20 protein-coding genes are annotated in these 18,862 nt (G+C 61.4%); 6 read left to right on the forward strand and 14 right to left on the reverse strand.

The window, feature by feature from the left end; all coding sequences use genetic code 11:
• Position 1 precedes the first annotated feature (1 nt).
• The 5 genes from C1J05_RS15100 to C1J05_RS15120 form a co-directional block, all read right to left on the reverse strand.
• Complete coding sequence (locus C1J05_RS15100; protein WP_114870975.1) at positions 2 to 2,245, reverse strand: xanthine dehydrogenase family protein molybdopterin-binding subunit; 2,244 nt, start codon at positions 2,243 to 2,245, stop codon at positions 2 to 4.
• A gap of 1 nt (position 2,246) precedes the next feature.
• Positions 2,247 to 2,723 carry a (2Fe-2S)-binding protein gene (locus tag C1J05_RS15105; RefSeq protein WP_114870976.1) on the reverse strand — a complete coding sequence of 159 codons (477 nt, stop codon included), beginning with the start codon at positions 2,721 to 2,723 and terminating at the stop codon, positions 2,247 to 2,249.
• Positions 2,720 to 3,583 (reverse strand): FAD binding domain-containing protein, encoded by an 864-nt coding sequence (locus tag C1J05_RS15110; RefSeq protein WP_114870977.1) that lies wholly within the window; start codon positions 3,581 to 3,583, stop codon positions 2,720 to 2,722. The genes C1J05_RS15105 and C1J05_RS15110 overlap by 4 nt, the downstream gene beginning before the upstream one ends.
• 80 nt (positions 3,584 to 3,663) lie before the next feature.
• A complete protein-coding gene (locus C1J05_RS15115; protein ID WP_114870978.1) occupies positions 3,664 to 5,142 on the reverse strand; it encodes an aromatic amino acid ammonia-lyase in 1,479 nt (492 codons plus the stop codon).
• Positions 5,142 to 6,149, reverse strand: coding sequence for an ornithine cyclodeaminase family protein (locus tag C1J05_RS15120; RefSeq protein ID WP_254684616.1), 1,008 nt, complete (start codon positions 6,147 to 6,149; stop codon positions 5,142 to 5,144). The genes C1J05_RS15115 and C1J05_RS15120 overlap by 1 nt, the downstream gene beginning before the upstream one ends.
• A 380-nt stretch (positions 6,150 to 6,529) precedes the next feature.
• On the opposite strand from C1J05_RS15120, the gene C1J05_RS15125 reads away from it, so the two are divergent.
• Together C1J05_RS15125 and C1J05_RS15130 are read left to right on the forward strand one after the other, a co-directional pair.
• Entirely contained in the window at positions 6,530 to 7,333 is an 804-nt protein-coding gene (locus C1J05_RS15125; RefSeq protein WP_114870979.1) for a phytanoyl-CoA dioxygenase family protein, read from the forward strand.
• Positions 7,334 to 7,378: 45 nt separating this feature from the next.
• A complete protein-coding gene (locus C1J05_RS15130; RefSeq protein ID WP_114870980.1) occupies positions 7,379 to 7,894 on the forward strand; it encodes a GNAT family N-acetyltransferase in 516 nt (171 codons plus the stop codon).
• Positions 7,895 to 7,979: 85 nt separating this feature from the next.
• Here C1J05_RS15130 and ptsP read toward each other — a convergent pair whose 3' ends face one another.
• Both ptsP and C1J05_RS15140 read right to left on the reverse strand, forming a co-directional pair.
• Positions 7,980 to 10,223, reverse strand: coding sequence for a phosphoenolpyruvate--protein phosphotransferase (gene ptsP, locus C1J05_RS15135; protein WP_114870981.1), 2,244 nt, complete (start codon positions 10,221 to 10,223; stop codon positions 7,980 to 7,982).
• Positions 10,224 to 10,237: 14 nt separating this feature from the next.
• On the reverse strand, positions 10,238 to 10,450 hold the full coding sequence (locus C1J05_RS15140) for a hypothetical protein (RefSeq protein ID WP_114870982.1): 213 nt from the start codon (positions 10,448 to 10,450) through the stop codon (positions 10,238 to 10,240).
• Between the two features lie 29 nt (positions 10,451 to 10,479).
• Here C1J05_RS15140 and C1J05_RS15145 point away from each other — a divergent pair, with 29 nt between their 5' ends.
• Complete coding sequence (locus C1J05_RS15145; protein ID WP_114870983.1) at positions 10,480 to 11,148, forward strand: ureidoglycolate lyase; 669 nt, start codon at positions 10,480 to 10,482, stop codon at positions 11,146 to 11,148.
• Here the strand turns inward: C1J05_RS15145 and C1J05_RS15150 are convergent.
• The 5 genes from C1J05_RS15150 to C1J05_RS15170 form a co-directional block, all read right to left on the reverse strand.
• A complete protein-coding gene (locus C1J05_RS15150) occupies positions 11,145 to 12,383 on the reverse strand; it encodes an aspartate kinase (protein WP_114870984.1) in 1,239 nt (412 codons plus the stop codon). The two genes, C1J05_RS15145 and C1J05_RS15150, sit on opposite strands and share 4 nt — an antisense overlap.
• Positions 12,384 to 12,580: 197 nt before the next feature.
• Positions 12,581 to 12,985: an OsmC family protein gene (locus tag C1J05_RS15155; RefSeq protein WP_114870985.1), complete on the reverse strand. Its 405-nt coding sequence runs from the start codon at positions 12,983 to 12,985 to the stop codon at positions 12,581 to 12,583.
• Between the two features lie 114 nt (positions 12,986 to 13,099).
• The gene (locus C1J05_RS15160) at positions 13,100 to 13,744 is read right to left on the reverse strand and encodes an SDR family NAD(P)-dependent oxidoreductase (RefSeq protein WP_114870986.1); all 645 of its coding nucleotides are present in this window, start codon (positions 13,742 to 13,744) and stop codon (positions 13,100 to 13,102) included.
• A gap of 3 nt (positions 13,745 to 13,747) precedes the next feature.
• On the reverse strand, positions 13,748 to 14,179 hold the full coding sequence (locus C1J05_RS15165; RefSeq protein WP_114870987.1) for a DUF1178 family protein: 432 nt from the start codon (positions 14,177 to 14,179) through the stop codon (positions 13,748 to 13,750).
• 70 nt (positions 14,180 to 14,249) lie between these two features.
• The gene (locus C1J05_RS15170; protein WP_114870988.1) at positions 14,250 to 14,723 is read right to left on the reverse strand and encodes an NUDIX hydrolase; all 474 of its coding nucleotides are present in this window, start codon (positions 14,721 to 14,723) and stop codon (positions 14,250 to 14,252) included.
• Between the two features lie 188 nt (positions 14,724 to 14,911).
• Here C1J05_RS15170 and modA point away from each other — a divergent pair, with 188 nt between their 5' ends.
• The 3 genes from modA to modC are packed head-to-tail and all read left to right on the forward strand — an operon-like array spanning position 14,912 to position 17,455.
• Positions 14,912 to 15,661 (forward strand): molybdate ABC transporter substrate-binding protein, encoded by a 750-nt coding sequence (gene modA / locus C1J05_RS15175; protein ID WP_114870989.1) that lies wholly within the window; start codon positions 14,912 to 14,914, stop codon positions 15,659 to 15,661.
• Positions 15,661 to 16,359, forward strand: coding sequence for a molybdate ABC transporter permease subunit (gene modB / locus C1J05_RS15180; RefSeq protein ID WP_114870990.1), 699 nt, complete (start codon positions 15,661 to 15,663; stop codon positions 16,357 to 16,359). Before modA ends, modB begins: the two co-directional genes overlap by 1 nt.
• A complete protein-coding gene (gene modC, locus C1J05_RS15185) occupies positions 16,352 to 17,455 on the forward strand; it encodes a molybdenum ABC transporter ATP-binding protein (RefSeq protein ID WP_114870991.1) in 1,104 nt (367 codons plus the stop codon). Before modB ends, modC begins: the two co-directional genes overlap by 8 nt.
• Positions 17,456 to 17,526: 71 nt before the next feature.
• Here the strand turns inward: modC and C1J05_RS15190 are convergent, their stop codons facing one another.
• Together C1J05_RS15190 and C1J05_RS15195 are read right to left on the reverse strand one after the other, a co-directional pair.
• A complete protein-coding gene (locus C1J05_RS15190) occupies positions 17,527 to 18,294 on the reverse strand; it encodes an EcsC family protein (RefSeq protein ID WP_114870992.1) in 768 nt (255 codons plus the stop codon).
• A 51-nt stretch (positions 18,295 to 18,345) separates the two neighbouring features.
• Positions 18,346 to 18,840, reverse strand: a complete 495-nt coding sequence (locus tag C1J05_RS15195; RefSeq protein ID WP_114870993.1) for a GNAT family N-acetyltransferase — start codon at positions 18,838 to 18,840, stop codon at positions 18,346 to 18,348.
• Positions 18,841 to 18,862 lie beyond the last annotated feature (22 nt).

An 18,862-nucleotide genomic window follows, 5' to 3' on the forward strand; every position in this document is an offset into this window, starting at 1 on the left:
CCTAGCCCTTGTCTGACATCGCCTTCAGCAATTTGGGCGGCGACATCGGCAGTTCCGTCATGCGTACACCGGTTGCGCGCGACACCGCGTTTGCAATCGCGGCCAGCGGCGGCACAATCGGCGTTTCCCCGACACCGCGCACACCATAAGGATGGCCCGGATTGGGAATCTCCAGAATAACCGTTTCAATCGACGGGAGATCCGATGCCACCGGCACCCGGTAATCCAGAAAGCCCGGATTTTGCAGGCGGCCGTCTTCGCCATAGATGTACTCTTCGTTCAGTGCCCAGCCGATGCCCTGCACCGCACCACCCTGCATCTGGCCTTCGACATAGTCGGGATGCACCGCCTTGCCCGCGTCCTGAAAAATCGTATAGCGCACAACCTTTGTGGTTCCGGTTTCGGGGTCCACTTCGGTATCCACCAGATGCACACCGAAACTGACACCGGCACCATCGGCATTCACCTCGTGATGGCCCGCAATCGGGCCGCCGGTATTGTCCGAAATTGCCGCAATCTCGGCTAGTGTCATCGGATCGAAATCACCCGCATTCGGACCAGACGGTTTGGCGGCGCCGTCTTCCCAGATCACCGCCTCTTCGTCAATGCCCCAGATCTTGGCAACACGGGCGCACATTTCCTTGATCGCGGCACGCGCCGCCTTGATCGTGGCCAGCCCCACCGCAAAGGTCACACGGCTGCCATCGGTCACATCGTTGTAACCGATCGAATTTGTGTCGGTGATGACCGTGCGCACCTTGTCCAGCGGAACGCCCAGCTCTTCCGCCGCCATCATCGAAATCGATGCCCGCGATCCCCCGATATCGGGGTTGCCTTCGACCACGCTGATCGTGCCGTCGGAATCGATGTTCAGCGACACACAGGTGTTTCCGCCGAAATTGAACCAGAAGCCGCAGGACAAACCGCGCCCCTGATTTTCACCCAGGGGGGCAGTGTAATGCGGATGTGCCTTGGCCGCTTCCAGCGTTGCAACCAGCCCGATTTCGTTGAATGTGGGGCCATAGGACGACAACGTTCCTTTGCGGGCGGCGTTTTTCAGGCGCACATCCAGCGGATCAAGACCCAGATCCTGACACAGCTCGTCCACCACGCTTTCCACCGCGTAAATCGCCATGGGCGCACCGGGCGCGCGATAAGCCACCTCTTTGGGGCGGTTTGTCATCACATTCCAGCCCAGCGTACGCACCGCTTCCAGATCATAGGCGGCAAAGGCCGATTGCGCACCGAATTCAACGGTTCCACAGGGAAACGCACCGCCCTGATAGCGCAGACGCGCCTGCCCGGCGGTGATCCGGCCATCTTTTGTCATGCCGATTTTCACATCGGTCGATGACGACACAGTCGGCCCCGTGGCGCGGAACACTTCTTCACGCGTCATGACGATTTTCACCGGCCTGCCCGACTTGCGCGACAACGCCAGCGCGACAGGTTCGATAAACACGGTTGTCTTGCCGCCAAACCCGCCGCCGATTTCCGATGCCGTCACCTTCAACTGGCTGGCGTCCATGCCCAACAGCGGTGCACAGACCGACCGGACCATGAACTGGCCCTGCGTACAGCACCACAAGTCACCCCGCCCGTCCGGACCTAGCGACGCCAGACAGGCATGGGGTTCGATATAGCCCTGATGCGTGGCCGCGGTTTTGAAACTGCGTTCGATGATCTTGTCGGCCTTGGCAAATCCGGCGTCCAGATCCCCGTGCCCGAATTCGAAATGGCTGGTGACGTTCTGGGACATATCCGCGCCAACAGATTCGTCCGCGCGCCCCTCTTGCACAACGGGCGCACCGGGCTTCATCGCCTCGTCCACATCAGTGACATGGGGCAACACTTCGTATTCCACCTTGATCAGACGGATCGCCGCCTTGGCCACAGAGCGGCTGACCGCCGCAACAGCCGCCACCGCGTGCCCGTCGTAAAGCGCCTTGTCCCGCGCCAGACAATTGTCAGCAATATCCGCCAGATATTCATCATCGGGACGTGTCAGATCGGCATGGGTCACAACCGCCTTGACGCCGTTCAGGGCCAGGGCCGCAGATGCATCGATTGACACGATGCGCGCATGGGCATGCGGGCTGCGCAGGATACGCCCGTACAGCATTCCGGGCGCATACATATCCGCGCCATACAGCGCCTTGCCCGTCACCTTGTCTATCCCGTCGGGGCGTTTGGCCCGCGTCCCTACGATTTTGAATTCGCGCTGGTTTTGTGCGTCATAGGCCATCTTATGCGCTCCTCATCTCTGCCGCGGCGATCTGAACCGCCTTGATGATCTTGTCATAGCCGGTACAGCGGCACAGGTTGCCCGCCAGCCAGTACCGGATTTCGGTTTCGCTCGGATCCGGGTTCTTGGCCAGCAATGCCTTGGCCGCAACCAGAATGCCCGGCGTACAGACACCGCATTGCAAGGCCGCCTTTTCGATAAAGACCCGCTGCAACACATGCAGGTTGTCCCCGTCGGCCATGCCTTCGATGGTTTCAATCTCGGCGCCGTCGGCCTCGGCCCCCAGCACAAGGCACGAACAGACAAGACGGCCATTCAGCATCACGCTACAGGCACCGCAATCGCCTGTGCCGCAGCCTTCCTTGGCGCCTGTCAGGTTCAGACGGTCGCGCAGCGCATCCAGCAGCGTTTCATCAGGGGCGCAGATAAACTCGGCCTCGTCGCCGTTGACGGTCGTGGAAACGTGGAAATTCTTCATGATCTTTCTCCCGCACGCGCATAGGCGATCAGGGCGGCGCGTTTTGCCAACACGCCTGCCGTTTTTGTCCGAAATTCGATTGTGCCGCGCTTGTCGGTGATCGGGGAACACACCGCCTCGACCTCGGCCACCAGTCTGGCCACGGCTGCATCATCCAGTTTGGTGCCCACCAGCGCCGCACCCGCCTTGGGCACCATAACCACCGTCGGGGCCACTGCCCCCACCGCGACCCGCGCCGCAACACAGGTGCCATCAGCGTCCAGCTCAACGCTCACGCCGGCCGAGGCAACGGCAATGTCCATTTCCGTGCGCGGAATGAAGCGCAAATACGCATCCGATGCCCGTGCAGGCCGCGCCGGCAGAAACACCGAGGTGATGATATCGCCCTTTTCAAGGTTCGTCTTGCTTGGCCCCTTTGGAATATCCATGACAGACACGTCGCGCGTGCCCTTGACCCCGTGAATGCGCACCATGGCATCTGCTGCAAACATCGCGGGCACACTATCGGCGGCGGGTGATCCGTTGCACAGGTTGCCCGCCATCGTGGCGCGCCCCTGCACTTGCGTTGATCCGATAAGTTCCATCGCCTCGACCACACCGGGCCACATCGCGCTGACGCCCCCATGTTCACCCAGTTGCGCACCTGAAACCGCAGCCCCGATGCGATATCCACCGTCTTCTTCGGTAATGGCGCGCATGCCGTCCAGATGTTTCAGATCGACAATCAGGTCGGGTTCAACAACCTCTGATTTCAACTGCACCAGCACATCGGTGCCCCCCGCCAGAATACGGGTGATACCCTGTTCTTTGGACAGAATTGCCGATGCCTCTTCCAGATTTTGCGGTCGTTCGAATTTCATGGGATCCCCCTGCGTCTTTCGCTGACAGTCTAGCCGAGATTTTTGTACGATTAAACCTGAGGCTCAGGTAGTCCCCATTTTCAGATTTCACATGTTTCTTGCGCGCAGACACGCGCCAGCAAGCGGCTTGCAACGTCAATGTCGCCACCCAAAGGCCGGTCAGCCTGAACCATCGCCACCTCTGCGCGCAACGCCGCATACAATTCGCCCGCCAAACCGGCGGGGCAGGTACCGCGCAAATCCATCGCCTGCGCCGCCACCACCGCCTCGGCCCCGCACAGCAATGCAAAGGGCACGCCTTGCTCACCCAGCTTGATCGCCGCGGCGGGGGTCATCGCCGCCATATCCTCGACCGTATCCGACACCGGTGCCGGATCAAGCGCGGCAGGCATGGCGTGGCGGCGCACATCGCCCAGCAGGGCCGCCGCCGTTTTCTGCAACGGCACCATCCCCGCCGATGCCCCGCCCACCGGGCTGAGGTATTTTGGCAATCCGGTCAGATCGGGGTTCATCATCCGCTGTATCCGCTGAACCGACCCATTGGCCACCATGGCCATCGCAAGCGCCACATGATCCAGTGCCAGCGCCAGGGCTGGTGCATGAAAATTCGGCGTCGATACCATTGCCTGACGGCCCAGAACCACAGGGCTGTCGGATGTACCGTTCGCCTCATCCTGCCAGATCGCGGCCGCCCGCGCGCCGGCATCCACCGCCGCGCCCAGAACCGGCGCCACCACCCGAAAGCTAAGCGCATCCTGAATGCGGCGCGGCGCATTTTCGGTGTCCATGATCTGCGCCCCGAACCATGCTGCCACATCCGCCTGACCCGGCGCAGGGCGCAGCGCATTGATTTCAGGCGCAAAAATATCCCGATTGGCCCCGTAGCCTGTGTAAGACAATAGCGTTGCCGCACGCGACTGGCGCAGGTTCTGTCGGGTCTGAAACAGCGCCTCGCCGGCCAGTGCGGTACTCAACCCGCCGTGATTGATCAGGGCCATCGCATCTTTTGGCTGCAACTCCGGAACCGTCAGACCGGCCCCTTCCAGCGCCGCGCCCGCCTCTGTCAGGACACCATCAACCCAGATATCGCCCTGCCCCAACAGTGCCAGCGCCCATACCGCGTTCTGCGTCAGATCCCCCGCCCCGATCGACCCATAGCGCGGCACAACAGGCGAAAGCCCAGTCGCAAACACCGCACATAAATGATCAAACACCGGCAGCGACATTCCCGAATGTCCCGCACAGGCCGACAGAATACGCGCCAAAAGCACCGCGCGCCCCGTCTGCTCTGGCAGCGGCGCGCCCGTGGCCAACGCCCGCCCCGCAATCAACTGGTGCTGGAACACGGCAATATCCTCGGGTGCAATCCGGTGGCCCAGATTGGCCCCCAATCCGGTGTTCAGCCCGTAAACCGGCGCCGCCCCCGCAGCGGCGGCATCCACCACACGGCGCGCCTCTGCCAGACGCGCGCGCACATCGTCCTGCACATCAAGCTGCCCGCGCCGTGAAAGCAGCGCGGCAAACGCCTCAAGCGTGACGGGCTCCGCGCCCAGCATCATCACGCAAACCTCAGCCGCTGGCCGATTCCCATTGCGGCGGCCTTGCCCAGCATCATATGGCCCAGCGCGATATCGGACAAAGACAGCCCGCGATGCCAGAACAATATGGTTTCATCCGCGCTTTCCCGTCCCGGTTTCACCCCGGCCACGATCTGTCCCAATTCGGCGTGCAAATTGTCCGCCGTCAGCTTGCCCGCGTCCACATGCGCCCGCAAGGCGCCGAAAATCCCGTGCGCCTGCCCCCAGTCGTCCATCACGACCTTGTCCATGATATCCGTCAGGTTCAATTCGACCGTCGACATCGTGCCATAGGGAATGACCAGCGCGCCCTTTTTGACCCACTCGGTTTTGAACATCACCTTGGGCTCGGGCAGGCGCGATGCCTCGACCATGATGTCGGCGCCTTCCAGACAGCTTTGCCAATCCTCCGTCACCACGATCTTGCGCCCCAGATCGGCCTCCAGTTTCGCGGCAAAGGCCTCGCGGCTTTCGGGGCGGCGCGAATGCACGCGCACCTCTTCAAAATCAAACAGGTGGCACAGCAGGCGGATATTCCAGTAGGCCGTGCCGCGTGCGCCGATATGGGCCAACACCTTGGGGTTTTTAGGGGCCAGATATTTCGCGCCCAGCGCAGTGATCGCGCCGGTGCGCATTTCGGTGATGCCGGTGGCATCCACCAGCGCCTTTGGCGCGCCGTTGCGCGGATCAAACAGGGTCAGCAGCCCGTATTCGCTGGGCCGCCCGTCCTTGTAGTTGTCGACAAAGTCGCCCACCACCTTGACCCCCGCGCTGTCGATCTCGCCGCCGATCCAGCCGCGCAAGACATTGAAATGCCCCTCGACGCCGGCGCGCGGGCGGATATGGGTGCGCGGTTCAATCTCGGTCTCGCCGCGGCCCTGCATGGTCAGGCTGTCTTCGATCGCAGCCAGAATTTCGGCGTCCGTCAGCGCCAGATCTTCGATATCGAACCGGTTGAGATAGTCGAAATAAACCGGGGGCATTGTCATGGCATGTTCCTTTTGCAATCGCGGTCAGGTCAGGCAGAACCTTTCGCCGCAACTTCAATCGGTTCCGCCAGCCAAGGTCCAGCCTTGATTTATCGCCGGACTGCATTCAGGGCCCTTCCGCGCAGGATTTCCAACCGCAGGCAGCGCATTTAAAGCCCGCGCTGCGCGCCATCTGGTGCAATGTGGGTAAAAACAGCATATAATCGCTTTTGTGAAAAAAATTCGGGCTATTTCCCTAAATTTCGAGCATATAAATCGCATTACGTGCTGCTATCCCCCACTCACCTCTATAGTTTTCCATCTAAAAAACGCCACACACCACTCTGGACTTTCGCCAAAGCAGGCCACACAGTCGCGCCATCCTGCTAGCGGAGCATTCCATGCCAAATCCCCTGATTTCGCAATCCGACATCGACACCTTCCAGAAGGACGGCGTCGTCATCATTCGCGGCCTGTTCGCCGATCATGTCGATGCCCTGCGCGACGGTATTGCCCAAAACATGGCCGATCCCGGCCCCTATGCCGCTGAAAACCTGAAACAGGGCGAAGCAGGGCGGTTTTTTGATGATTACTGCAACTGGCAGCGCATCACCCCGTTTCAGGACGTTATCGCGCGATCCCCCGCCGCCGAAGTGGCCGCAGACCTGATGCAATCGGACCGAGTGCAGATGTTCCACGATCACGTTCTGGTCAAGGAACCCGGCACGTCCAAACCCACCCCGTGGCACAGCGATGGCCCCTATTATTTCGTAGAAGGCCGCCAGACCGTCAGCTTCTGGTCGCCCGTCGATCCGGTGAAAGAGGCCAGCCTGCGCTGCGTCGCGGGCAGCCACATGTGGCCCAAACCGGTCCTACCGACGCGCTGGTTGTCCGAAACCAGCTTCTATCCCAACGAAGATGATTACATGCCCGTACCGGACCCCGACGCCGAAGGCATGGATATCCGCGAATGGGATATGGCACCGGGCGATGCTGTGGCCTTTCACTACCACGTACTGCACGGCGCGCGCGGCAATACCAGCACCGCCCGGCGCCGCGCGTTTTCCCTGCGCCTTGTCGGGGATGATGCGCGCTATGTGTCCCGTCCGGGGCCGACCTCACCACCGTTTCCGGGCCATGACATGCAAGACGGGCAACGCCTGCGCGAAGACTGGTTTCCGGTGCTTTACACCCGTGATGCATAGCCCTGCCCTGCGCGCCGTCCCTCACAGCACCGCCACCGAAACCCGATGATCATCCGCGAAACAACCCCCGGCGATATGGCGCAGATCATGGCGCTTTACCCGCAGGCCTTCCCGGAGGAAGACCTGACACAGCTTGTGACCCGTCTGCTGGCCTGCGATGCACAGCTTCTGTCGCTTGCCGGTTTTCAGGGCGATACCCTGATGGCGCATCTCCTGTTCTCGTTCGGCGATACCCAACCGGGCTTGCAAAGGGGCGCGCTTTTGGGGCCACTGGCGGTTGCGCCGCCACAACAGAAACAGGGGCGGGGCAGCCAACTTGTGCGTGCCGGGCTGGATCAGCTTGCCGCCATCGGCATTGCACAGGTTTTTGTCTTGGGCGATCCGGCCTATTACCGGCGTTTCGAGTTTATGCCGGAACGCGATGTGATGCCGCCCTGTCCGGTTCCCGATGCATGGGCGGACGCATGGCAATCGCTAGTGCTGGCGCAACAGGCCCCGTTACAGGCAGGAACGCTTTCACTGCCCGCACCTTGGATGGATCCGGCACTCTGGGGTCCGTAATACGCGCCCCCTTGCCGTTCTTTTTTGCCAACAATACGGAAAATCCAACACTGGCGCCCAAAACCGGCCATCCCGTTTGAACGCATTACCCCTGTGCGCGCAGATATTCCATGATCGCCGGACGCACCGACATGTCACCGCGATGGCGCGCGTCCGCGATCACCTGGCGTACCTCGTCCAGATTGACACGGCGCAACAGGCTTTTGACCGGCCCGATCGAGGCCGGGCGCATCGACAGGGTGCGCAACCCGATGGCGGCCAGACACATCGCTTCGATCGGGCGGCCTGCATCTTCACCACAAAACGACAGCGGCGTGTTCGAGATAGCGCAGCGCTCCACGATCTTTTCGATCAGGCTCAGGAAACTGACGTTCAGCGTATCATAGCGCCGCCGTACCCGTTCGTTTTCACGATCCGCGGCAAAGAAAAACTGTTTCAAATCGTTGCCGCCGATCGACAGGAATTCGACCTCATCAAAAAACTTCTGCGGCGCGAACGCCAGTGACGGGGTTTCCAGCATCGCCCCGATTTCAATGGTTTCCGGCAGCACATGGCCCAGCCGTTTTTCGCGCGCAATGGTCTTGTCCACCTCTGCCCGCGCGGCGCGGTATTCTTCGAACTGCGCCACAAACGGGAACATGACGGTCAGCGGGCGCCCGTTGGCCGCGCGCAACAGCGCCTGCAACTGCATCCGCATGATCCCCGGCTTGTCCAGCCCCACACGGATCGCACGCCAGCCCAGCGCGGGGTTGGGTTCGTCCGTCGGTTTCATATAGGGCAGGACCTTGTCCGATCCGATATCCAGCGTGCGAAACACCACCCGTTTGCCGTGCGCGGCATCCAGAACCCGCGCATAAAGCGCGGCCAGTTCGGTTCTGGTGGGCATCTTGTTGCGCACCAGAAACTGCAATTCCGTCCGGAACAGGCCCACACCTTCGGCGCCCGACCCGTCCAGCGATGGCAAGTCCGCCATCAGGCCGGCATTCATATGCATCCCGATCACGGCACCGCATCTGGTTTCCGCAGGCTTGTCGCGGATCGATGCATAGCGTTCCAGCGCATCCGCCTGCATCGCGATCTTGTCGCGAAACGCGGTGACAACGCTGTCATCGGGGCGCAGATGCACAACACCCTGATCCCCGTCGACCATGACATGATCGCCGTTCAGCGCTTCGCTGATGATCCGGCCCGCCCGCACCACCAACGGGATGGCCAGCGCCCGTGCGACAATCGCCGCGTGGCTGCCCACGGATCCCTCTTCCAGTACGATCCCGCGCAGCGACCGGCCGTAATCCAGCAACTCTGCCGGACCGATATTGCGGGCGATCAGGATCGGATCAGCCGGCATTTCCGCGCCGGTTTCGCTGCCCTGCCCTGTCAGGATGCGCAGCAACCGGTTGCTCAGATCATCCAGATCGCTCAGCCGTTCGCGCAGATAGCTATCCTGCGCCTGTCCGATGCGGCTGCGCGCCAGCGATTGTTCCTTTTCCACCGCCGCCTCGGCCGAAAGACCGCGGGCAATGTCCTCTTCCATCCGGCGCATCCAGCCTTTGGAATTGGCGAACATCCGGTAGGCTTCCAGCACCTGGCGTTGTTCCTTGTCCCCGATCGCCGCCATATCCAGCATCTTGTCCACGCCGACGCGCAATTCCTCGACAGCGTTTTGCAGGCGTTTCAATTCGACGGCGGGATCATCTGCAATCGGATTTGCGACGACAACACGCGGTTCATGCAGCCAGACATGGCCCTCTGCCGCACCTTCCTGCCCGGTGGTGCCACGGATCAGCACCGGTTGCTGGTGACGTGCGGACAATGCAGCACCTTCACCAACAAACGCGCCCAGTTCCGTCATTTCGGCCAGAACCATCGCAACCACTTCCAGCGCATAGACCTCATCGGCGGAAAATTCCCGGGCTTCGCGCGATTGCACCACCAGCACGCCCAGCGCCTCGCCCAATCGTTGCACGGGGATGCCCAGAAAGGATGAAAACACCTCTTCTCCGGTTTCCGGCATGTAGCGAAAGCCTTTGGCACCGGGTGCATTCGGGGTGTTGATGATCTGGCGGCTTTTTGCGACGCGCCCCACCAGACCTTCGCCCAGTTTCATGCGGGTTTGGTGAACTGATTCCGGTTTCAGCCCTTCGGTGGCACACAATTCCAGCGTCACGTCATCGCGAAACAGATAGATTGAACACACTTCGGACCGCATGGAATCCGCGATCAGATGCGTGATCTTGTTCAGACGAGCCTGCCCGGCTTCATCGCTGGCCATCGCATCGCGCAAACGCCCCAGCAACCGGCGGCTTTCTGATTCTGTGCGTTCCGGCATTACATCATCCAAACCTAGACGTCAGGCACCGTTTGGCTGGCACCCAGCGCCACTCTATAGAACAGCGCGTGTGAAAGCGAAACGCCATTTCTGCCTGCATGGCCATTTCCGTTGCCCGCCCCGCGCAAACCTGCCGAAAAATTACGCATGTAACCGATGTTCCCTGATCGCTTGTACCGATGATGAGAATTGATCTGTCCTTTCAAAGCAATATAGAATTCTTCCATCGTGGCGCATCAATCAAGGGCCAGTTCCCATGAACCAACCGCAATACATCTTCGAAGCCAGTTCAAAACCATCATTGCCATGGCACGAGGTTCCGCTGGTGCGCGCGACCGATGCAACGGTCAAAGGATACGGATGTCTGGTGGATGATCCGGCGGCATTCGATATCGAAATCACCCGCTGGCCCCAGCAGGGCTGGCGCCCCATCGACGAAGGCACCGGCGACGAAGGCGGCTTTGTCGAGGGCACATTCAAGTGCGACTGGAAAGGTGATGTTCTCTATGGCGAGAACGAAGCCGTCTCAGGGCATTATGTTCTGGGGTGGTCTGCCGATCCGCAACAGGCTCAGAGCGATCGCCAGACTGCACCCCGTGATCAGGTTCTGCTGTGGCACATGAATTACCACCCCGACGGGGGACAGCTGTTTTTTCCCTTGGACAACAAGCCCTTTGTCGTGCCCGTCGCGCTTCCCGGTGACAACCTGACCCCGGACAAGGTGATCGCATTCTGGTGTGACGGCGCGCAGGGTCTTTATATCCACGCGGGCATCTGGCACGAAGGCGTGTTTCCAACGCAGGATCAGCAGCGTTTTCTGGATCGTCAGGGTGCCGTACACGCGCGTGTCAGCGCTGATATCGGAACCGAATTCGGCGTTTACCTGTGTTGCCCGCTTGTGGCGGACAAGCTCAGAACGCTTTAGCCGGCTTTTTCCAGCTCGAACGCGTCGTGCAGCGCCTGCACTGCCAGTTCCATGTATTTGCGGTCGATCAGCACCGAAATCTTGATCTCGGACGTGGTGATCACCTTGATGTTGATCCGTTCGTCGCTCAGAACCTTGAACATCTTGGCCGCCACACCGGTGTGGCTGCGCATCCCGATACCGACAACCGAAACCTTGGCCACATCCGTGTCCGCGATCAGATCGTGGAAATTCAGCACGCCGGACTCCTTGATATCGGCCATGGCCTTTTGCGCACGTGCCACCTGATCGGTCGGGCACGAAAACGTCATGTCGGTGCGCCCTTCTTCGGAAATGTTCTGCACGATCATGTCCACGTTCACGCCCGCATCGCTGAGCGCGGTAAAAATCAGCGCGGCAATCCCGGGGCGGTCGGCCACCGACACCAGCGTCATCTTCGCCTCGTCGCGCGAATAGGCCACACCGGCCACTACATTGCTTTCCATGATCTCATCCTCATCACACACCAGCGTTCCCGCCGTGTCAGATTGTTCCTCGAAACTGCTCAGCACCCGCAGCTTGACCTTGTAACGCATCGCCAGTTCAACAGACCGGGTCTGCAACACTTTCGCCCCCAGCGATGCCAGTTCCAGCATTTCCTCGAACGCGATCTTGTCCAGCTTGCGCGCCTTGGACGTGATGCGCGGATCGGTCGTGTAAACCCCGTCCACGTCCGTATAGATATCACAGCGTTCCGCCTGAAACGCGGCGGCAAAGGCCACGGCTGTCGTATCGCTGCCGCCCCGCCCCAATGTGGTAATGCGCCCTTCGGGGCTGACGCCCTGAAATCCGGCCACAACCGCCACGCGCATGCCCTGGGCAAACCGCGCGCGGATGTTTTCGGGGGGAATATCCTCGATCCGGGCGCTGGAATGGGCCGATGTGGTTTTCACCGGCACCTGCCAGCCCTGCCAGCTGCGCGCCGGAACATCCATTTCCTGCAGGGTCAGCGCCATCAGTCCGGCGGTGACGTTTTCACCCGAAGACACGACCGCATCATATTCGCGCGCGTCAAACAGGGGCGATGTCTCTTGCACCCAGCCGACCAGTTCGTTGGTTTTGCCCGACATGGCCGACACGATCACGATCACATCATAGCCTTTGGCCACTTCCACGCCCACGCGCTTGGCCGCCCGCCTGATCCGGTCCAGCGTGGCAACCGATGTGCCACCGAATTTCATCACAAGAACCGGCATTGATCTTCCTTCACACGCCTTGAACGGGGCGGGTTTACGCGGCGGCGCGTCCAAGGGCAAGTGGCACAGCGCGCCGGATGTGCAGGTGCGACATCAGATCAACAATAGGGGTTTGACGCATATGTCAAAGGTCAGCCATGCCCCCTTGACCGGCCCGCACCGCAGCGCAATCGGATTGGTTGGAACGCAGCAGCCCGCTATGGGGCAGACACCACTGAAACGGGTATGCCGTTGGTAAGGGAATTGCTGACCATGCAGCTTTTCTTTGCCTGCTCGACAATGGGCGCCGGATCAGACCCGTCAAGAACAGAGCATTTGACCGTCATAAGGGCAGAAGTGGCCAACAGCGGTGTGCCCTCCAGTACTAGCGACACCTGAACCGAAATCTCGGACAGCTCTGCACCTAGCTCTTGCGCGACGTATCGTAAATCATTGCAAAAACAACCGCCTATAGCCAGCGCCAGAAGCTGTGCACCGTTAAACCCAAGGCCAAGGCCACCGGCTTTTCCCTCCGGTCTATCGGCAATGATCGTGTGACATCCCGCCCAGCCGACTGCCGCGCCGGTGCCGGGCAGATTTCGCAATTGTACATCGACTTGCATGGGGCATCTCTCAACCGAAGATGCTGAAACTGTCCTGCAATCGGATCGGCCGTGTCAAGCCGGATGATCCAGTTCAACCCGCCGCTTGGCGAACTTGGCGTCCGCTCAAAGCGCTTAAAACGCGTGCGCCTGCCCATCCCAGGTTTCAAAACAGCCCGTGGTGGCTAGTGACAAATCCGCAAACCGCTGCACCAGACCACCGGCTGCCTGATCAACCGTGATCGAAGCGGAAGGCCCGCCCATATCCGTCTGCACCCAACCGGGATGGTAAATGCCAACGGCAATGCCCGCCGGTTTCAGATCAACCGCAAGGTTCCGCCCAAGGTTCAGCGCCGCCGCCTTGGACGCGCGATAGATGTAACTGCCCCCCGGCGCATGGGTATCCGATGCCATCTGCGATGAAATAATCGCGATCTTGGGCCTATCCGACAGGCGCAGGGACGGTAGCAGTCTCTGAATGCTCAGAAATACGCCCGTGACGTTGGCGGCAAAGGTCTGTGCCCACATATCGGCCCCATACCCGTCCGCAAGGGATTGCCCCTTGTCCAGATATACGCCCGCATTGCATACCAGCAGATCAATTGCCCGCCCGTCCATCGCCCGCGCCAATGCCGCGTGACTGTTCGGGTCGGTCACATCCAGCATCGCATCGCCCGATCCGTCGCGCGCCGTACCGGTCACATCCGCCCCGTTCGCGCGATAGGTTGCCGCCAGCGCGGCGCCGATGCCGCGATTTGCCCCCGTAATCAAAACATGCATGGATCAGTTCACCTTCCGGTTTGGGCTAAAGGGCAGCGGTGCTACCGGCACGCCTTCATCCATCAGCTTTTTCGCATCTTCAAGACGCGCCTCGCCATAGATTGCGCGTTCCGGCGCCGTTCCCTCGTGAATCGCGCGCGCCTCTTCGACAAACCTGTTGCCCACATAATCCGCGTTCTTTTCGATGGTTTTGCGCAATTCCGCCAGTGCCTGTTGCGCGGGCGACGCCGGTTCAGACAAGGCGCGCTCGGGCTTTTGCACGTTTGCCACGGCAGAATTCACTCTGGGTGACATCACCGCCTTGGACACAGTGCCATCGCCACAGACCGCGCATTCGATCAGGCCCGCGCGGTGCAGTTTTTCAAACGCATCCGCCGACTGGAACCAACTGTCAAAGCTGTGGCCGTCCTTACATTTCAAAGCATACTGGATCATGCGTGATACTCTTGGTCTGACACGCCATACTTAAGCCTGCACAGGCCAAGCGCAAGCATCCTGATCCGGATCAGCGCAACATCTTGGGGTCAAAATCACGCACAATGCGCGCCAGTTCCGGTTCTTGCAGCATTTGCGCCGCCTTTTTCTGGCTGAACCACTTGCGCCGGCGCTCTCCAGCCTCGGGATAGTCTGATTGCAGCGATTTCACCGCAACAGGATACACCATCGCCACGCAGGGCAACCCGGCTTTCGGCGCGATCACTTTGGTATAGGAATAAAGCCCAAGGCAGCGATCATATGCCTTGCCGACAACGCCCGCCTCTTCCCACGCTTCCTGCATCGCACTTTGCGCAGGGGTTTGCCCGTCCATCGGCCAGCCCTTGGGCACAATCCAGCGCCCCGTGCCGCGCGATGTGATCAACAGAACCTCGATCTTACCACTTTTCACACGGTAGCACAGTGCTGCAAACTGGGTGCGCACATCGCTCTTGTTATCGGCCCGAACTGAAATGGGCAATTGTTTGACAAAAGGGGCAGTCATTGGCCCATACCTGTTTTTTTTAATAGTCATACATGAATAATGGCACAGAATGAAGTGTCTTTTGCTTTATTAATCCCTCTATTGCGTCCTTGCCAACTCGGTTTTATCGTTGCGCGCGGGGATTTTACACCGAATTTCGCCCGCCAGAGCAGACTTTGCCACCCGACCGGAAGGATAAACGAGGCCAGATGACCTTAAGGCTCAACATCCGGGTGCTGGTCTGTGCTGTGGTCATGCTGTGCGCGCCTGTCGCACAGGCCGACACGCCGGTGACCGTCTTTGCCGCCGCTAGCCTCAAGACCGCTCTGGATGATATAGCAGAGGATTGGCAGGGCAATGTGACGCTGTCTTATGCCGGCAGCGGCGCGATAGCCCGCCAGGTGGCCCAGTCCGCTCCCGCCGATCTGGTCATTCTGGCCAATCCGCAGTGGATGGTCTGGTTGCAGGATCAGGGCATCGTCAACCCGGACGAAACCCGCATGATACTGGGCAACACGCTGGTTGTGATCGCCCCCGCAGGCCACGATCCAATCGCAGCCGACCAGCCCGGTGTTCTGCTGAAGACGCTTAACGGCGGGCGGCTGGCCACCGGCCAGACCGACAGTGTTCCCGCCGGCATCTATGCCCGCGCATGGCTTGAAACCGCCGGGCTTTGGCCCGAACTGTCCGCACATCTGGCCGAAGCCGAAAACGTGCGCGCCGCGCTGGCCTATGTCGCGCGCCAAGAGGCCCCTTTGGGCATTGTCTACGCCAGTGATGCCATTGCCGAACCCGCCGTATCGGTGGTTTACAATGTGCCGTCCGATCAGCATCCGCACATTCGCTACGCCGCCGCACCACTGACAACGGAGGGCGCGGCTTTTCTGGATTTTCTCGACACGGCCACAGCCAGATCGGTGTTTGCCGCCAATGGCTTTGTGCCGCTGGATCCGTCCTGATGGCCCTGAGCGAAGCTGAATGGACGGCCCTTGCCCTGTCTTTGCAAGTATCGCTGACAGCGACGCTGGTGGCGCTGCCGCTGGCCTTGTGGGTGGCGTGGGTGCTGGCGCGCAAATCGTTCTGGGGCAAATCGGTGCTGAACGCGGCGGTGCACCTGCCGCTGGTTTTGCCCCCTGTCGTCATCGGCTACCTGCTGCTGATCGGCTTCGGGCGCAACGGGCCGGTCGGGGCCCTGCTGTATGACTGGTTCGGCATCAGCTTTGCCTTTCGCTGGACCGGCGCGGCGCTGGCGGCGGGCATCATGGGCTTTCCGCTGATGGTGCGCGCCATTCGCCTTGCGATCGAAGCGGTCGATCCCCGTCTTGAACAGGCCGCCGCAACGCTTGGAACACCGGGCCATGCCATCTTTGCCCGCGTCACCCTGCCCCTGATCCTGCCCGGTGTTCTGGCGGGCGCGGTCATGGGCTTTGCCAAGGCCATGGGCGAATTCGGTGCCACGATCACCTTTGTCGCCAATATTCCCGGCCAGACCCAGACCCTGCCCTCGGCGATCTACGCGTTCCTGCAGGTGCCCGGCGGGGAAGGCGCGGCCGCGCGACTGGTAGCACTTGCGCTTATCGTTGCGCTGGGAGCTGTTGTGGTGTCGGAATGGCTGGCGCGCCGTGTCGCGCGCCGGATTGCGGGGCAGGATGCTTGATGTCGCGCTGACCCACCGCCTTGGCGCGTTCCGCCTTGATGTGGCCTTTCACGCCGGCGCGGGCGTGACGGCGATCCTCGGGCGCTCGGGCGCGGGCAAGACCACGCTGGTCAATGCCATTGCCGGGCTGATCACACCGGATCAGGGCCATATAAGGCTGGATCAGACCGATCTTCTGGACACCGCAAAGCGCATCAACCGCCCCTCGCACCAGCGAAATCTGGGCTATGTATTTCAGGACGGGCGCCTGTTTCCCCATCTGAATGTCGCCCAAAATCTGGAATTCGGGCTGCGCTACGCAGCCGCCCCGCTGTCACGCGCCGCGCGCGCCGAACTGATCGATCTGCTGGGCATCGCCCCCCTGCTGAACCGCCGCCCCGCGGCCCTTTCAGGGGGCGAAAAACAGCGGGTGGCACTGGGACGCGCCCTGTTTCCCGCCCCGTCCCTGTTGTTGATGGATGAACCGCTGGCCGCACTGGACGGCCCCCGCAAGGAAGAAATCCTGCCCTATCTGGAACAGTTGCGCGATGCGCCCGGTGGCGCGGTGCCCATTCTTTACGTCAGCCATGCGGTCGATGAAATCGCCCGCCTTGCCGACCGGATCGTGCTGCTGCAACAGGGGCAGGTCGCCACGCAGGGCGATGTGTTCGATGTTCTGTCCGATCCGGCGGCGGTGCCGCTGATCGGTGTGCGCGAGGCCGGATCAATCCTTGTTGCGACCGTGACAGATCATGCGCCGGACGGGCTCAGCACTCTCACGACCAGCGCCGGCGCGCTGGAACTGCCCGGTGTGGCGGCCCCGATCGGCGCGCAGGTGCGCCTGCGGGTGCTGGCGCAGGATGTGATCCTGTCGCGCAGCCGCCCCGAAGGCCTCTCCTCGGTCAATATCCTGCCGGTCACCGTCACAAGCATCCACACCGGCGAAGGCCCCGGCGGCGCCATCGCGCTCAGCGCCGGACAGGACCGCCTGCTGGCGCGCCTGACATTGCGCGCGGTGCGCGAACTGGGCCTTGCCCCCGGCGTGACATGCCATGCCATCGTCAAAGCCACCACCGTGGCACGTGGCAGCATCGGATTGACACGCCCTACGCTTTAGGGCGGCAGCCTGTCATTCTTTTTGCCAAAAATACGGGAAAGCCCGCGCTACGTTTGCAGCGGCCGGCGCGCTCAGCGATCCGCAGGCCGGGCCGCGATCATCCGCGTTCGCAACCGCTCGACCAGATCGGCGTGGGCCACATCGCCGTCAATCGCCAGTTTGCGCAATCCGAAATGCACATGCGCGATTTCCTGATAATAGCTGGTGTAGGCATAATTCGTCGCCGCGCCTGCAACCGCGCCCAGCACCGGCACGGTCTGCGCCGCCAGCTTTTGCCCCAGCACCGTAGCCAGCCGTGGCGCGATCCGCGCAATCAGCCCCTGCACCGCGCCGCCGGTCAGCGCCAGACGCACCGACAGAAACCCCAGATCAGCGCCATCATCGTTGGCCAAAGGCCCTGCCGCGGCAAAGACCTGAATGCAATCGAACTGGACATTTTCCGCCGCGGGGTCGAAATCATATTCCTTGGCCACACCCTGAATAGCACGCAACAACACAGTTGTCGTCACCGGCAGTTCCGCAAGCGCCGTGGGCAATCCGCCAAAGCCGCCCGCAGCCCCCATGGCGGTGGCCGCTGCGGTGTTCAGCCATCCGGCCTGATCGGGCACCACATCGCGTGACCCCTGCGCGGCACGCATCGCGATTTTTAGCGCTCTGGCCGCCCCCTCTTCCAGACCGGCGCGTACCGGACGAGGCAGTTGATCCAGCAATCCTTCGGCCTTGCCGCCAAACAGGGTCAACACCTGCACGCCGATGCCGCCCGCCGCACGATAGCGCAGCGCCAGCCGGTCAAGTTCGGCATCAACATCGATCGGGATCAGTTCGGTTGTATCGTGCATTCTTGCGGTCCTTTCAGGGTGCCTTACAGATCGGCACCCGCACGCGCGCTTTCAAGCCTTGGCCGCCCAGGATCGCACCGTGCCCGTCACATCGCGCCAGCCGTCCGGTTGCAGATCATGGCCCAGAACGCGTTCCGGGTTGGTGGGGGGCGGCATGTCGACACCGCTGAGACGCGCAAAGCCGAATCGGCTGTAATAGGGCGCATCACCCACCAGCATCACCCGTTGCCAGCCGCTGGCGCGCGCCAGACCCAGACTGTCGGCGATCAGCACCCCGCCCAGACCTTCGCCCTGACGGGTCGGGTGCACCGCGACCGGCCCCAGCAACAGCGCCGGTGCAGGCCCGACCCAGACCGGCCAGAACCGGATCGCGCCCGCCAGAATACCATCCGGATCACGCGCAACCAGCGACAGATCGGCGACGGCGGGCACACCATCACGCAGACGGTAGGACGACAGCGCCTCGCGTCCGGGCGCAAAGCACAGATCATAAAGCGCCTCGACCTCCCAGTAATCTTCGTCCTGCTCTGGTTGCAGATGATACACCGCCCGTTTCCCTTCGGCCCGT

The sequence above is a fragment of the Sulfitobacter sp. JL08 genome (assembly GCF_003352045.1).
GTDB lineage: Bacteria > Pseudomonadota > Alphaproteobacteria > Rhodobacterales > Rhodobacteraceae > JL08.

Coding starts and splice junctions, on each gene's coding strand:
- C1J05_RS15100 (WP_114870975.1), bottom strand. CDS start 2,245: ATGGCCTATGACGCACAAAACCAGCGCGAATTCAAAATCGTAGGGACG.
- C1J05_RS15105 (WP_114870976.1), bottom strand. CDS start 2,723: ATGAAGAATTTCCACGTTTCCACGACCGTCAACGGCGACGAGGCCGAG.
- C1J05_RS15110 (WP_114870977.1), bottom strand. CDS start 3,583: ATGAAATTCGAACGACCGCAAAATCTGGAAGAGGCATCGGCAATTCTG.
- C1J05_RS15115 (WP_114870978.1), bottom strand. CDS start 5,142: ATGATGCTGGGCGCGGAGCCCGTCACGCTTGAGGCGTTTGCCGCGCTG.
- C1J05_RS15120 (WP_254684616.1), bottom strand. CDS start 6,149: ATGACAATGCCCCCGGTTTATTTCGACTATCTCAACCGGTTCGATATC.
- C1J05_RS15125 (WP_114870979.1), top strand. CDS start 6,530: ATGCCAAATCCCCTGATTTCGCAATCCGACATCGACACCTTCCAGAAG.
- C1J05_RS15130 (WP_114870980.1), top strand. CDS start 7,379: ATGATCATCCGCGAAACAACCCCCGGCGATATGGCGCAGATCATGGCG.
- ptsP (WP_114870981.1), bottom strand. CDS start 10,223: ATGCCGGAACGCACAGAATCAGAAAGCCGCCGGTTGCTGGGGCGTTTG.
- C1J05_RS15140 (WP_114870982.1), bottom strand. CDS start 10,450: ATGGAAGAATTCTATATTGCTTTGAAAGGACAGATCAATTCTCATCAT.
- C1J05_RS15145 (WP_114870983.1), top strand. CDS start 10,480: ATGAACCAACCGCAATACATCTTCGAAGCCAGTTCAAAACCATCATTG.
- C1J05_RS15150 (WP_114870984.1), bottom strand. CDS start 12,383: ATGCCGGTTCTTGTGATGAAATTCGGTGGCACATCGGTTGCCACGCTG.
- C1J05_RS15155 (WP_114870985.1), bottom strand. CDS start 12,985: ATGCAAGTCGATGTACAATTGCGAAATCTGCCCGGCACCGGCGCGGCA.
- C1J05_RS15160 (WP_114870986.1), bottom strand. CDS start 13,744: ATGCATGTTTTGATTACGGGGGCAAATCGCGGCATCGGCGCCGCGCTG.
- C1J05_RS15165 (WP_114870987.1), bottom strand. CDS start 14,179: ATGATCCAGTATGCTTTGAAATGTAAGGACGGCCACAGCTTTGACAGT.
- C1J05_RS15170 (WP_114870988.1), bottom strand. CDS start 14,723: ATGACTGCCCCTTTTGTCAAACAATTGCCCATTTCAGTTCGGGCCGAT.
- modA (WP_114870989.1), top strand. CDS start 14,912: ATGACCTTAAGGCTCAACATCCGGGTGCTGGTCTGTGCTGTGGTCATG.
- modB (WP_114870990.1), top strand. CDS start 15,661: ATGGCCCTGAGCGAAGCTGAATGGACGGCCCTTGCCCTGTCTTTGCAA.
- modC (WP_114870991.1), top strand. CDS start 16,352: ATGCTTGATGTCGCGCTGACCCACCGCCTTGGCGCGTTCCGCCTTGAT.
- C1J05_RS15190 (WP_114870992.1), bottom strand. CDS start 18,294: ATGCACGATACAACCGAACTGATCCCGATCGATGTTGATGCCGAACTT.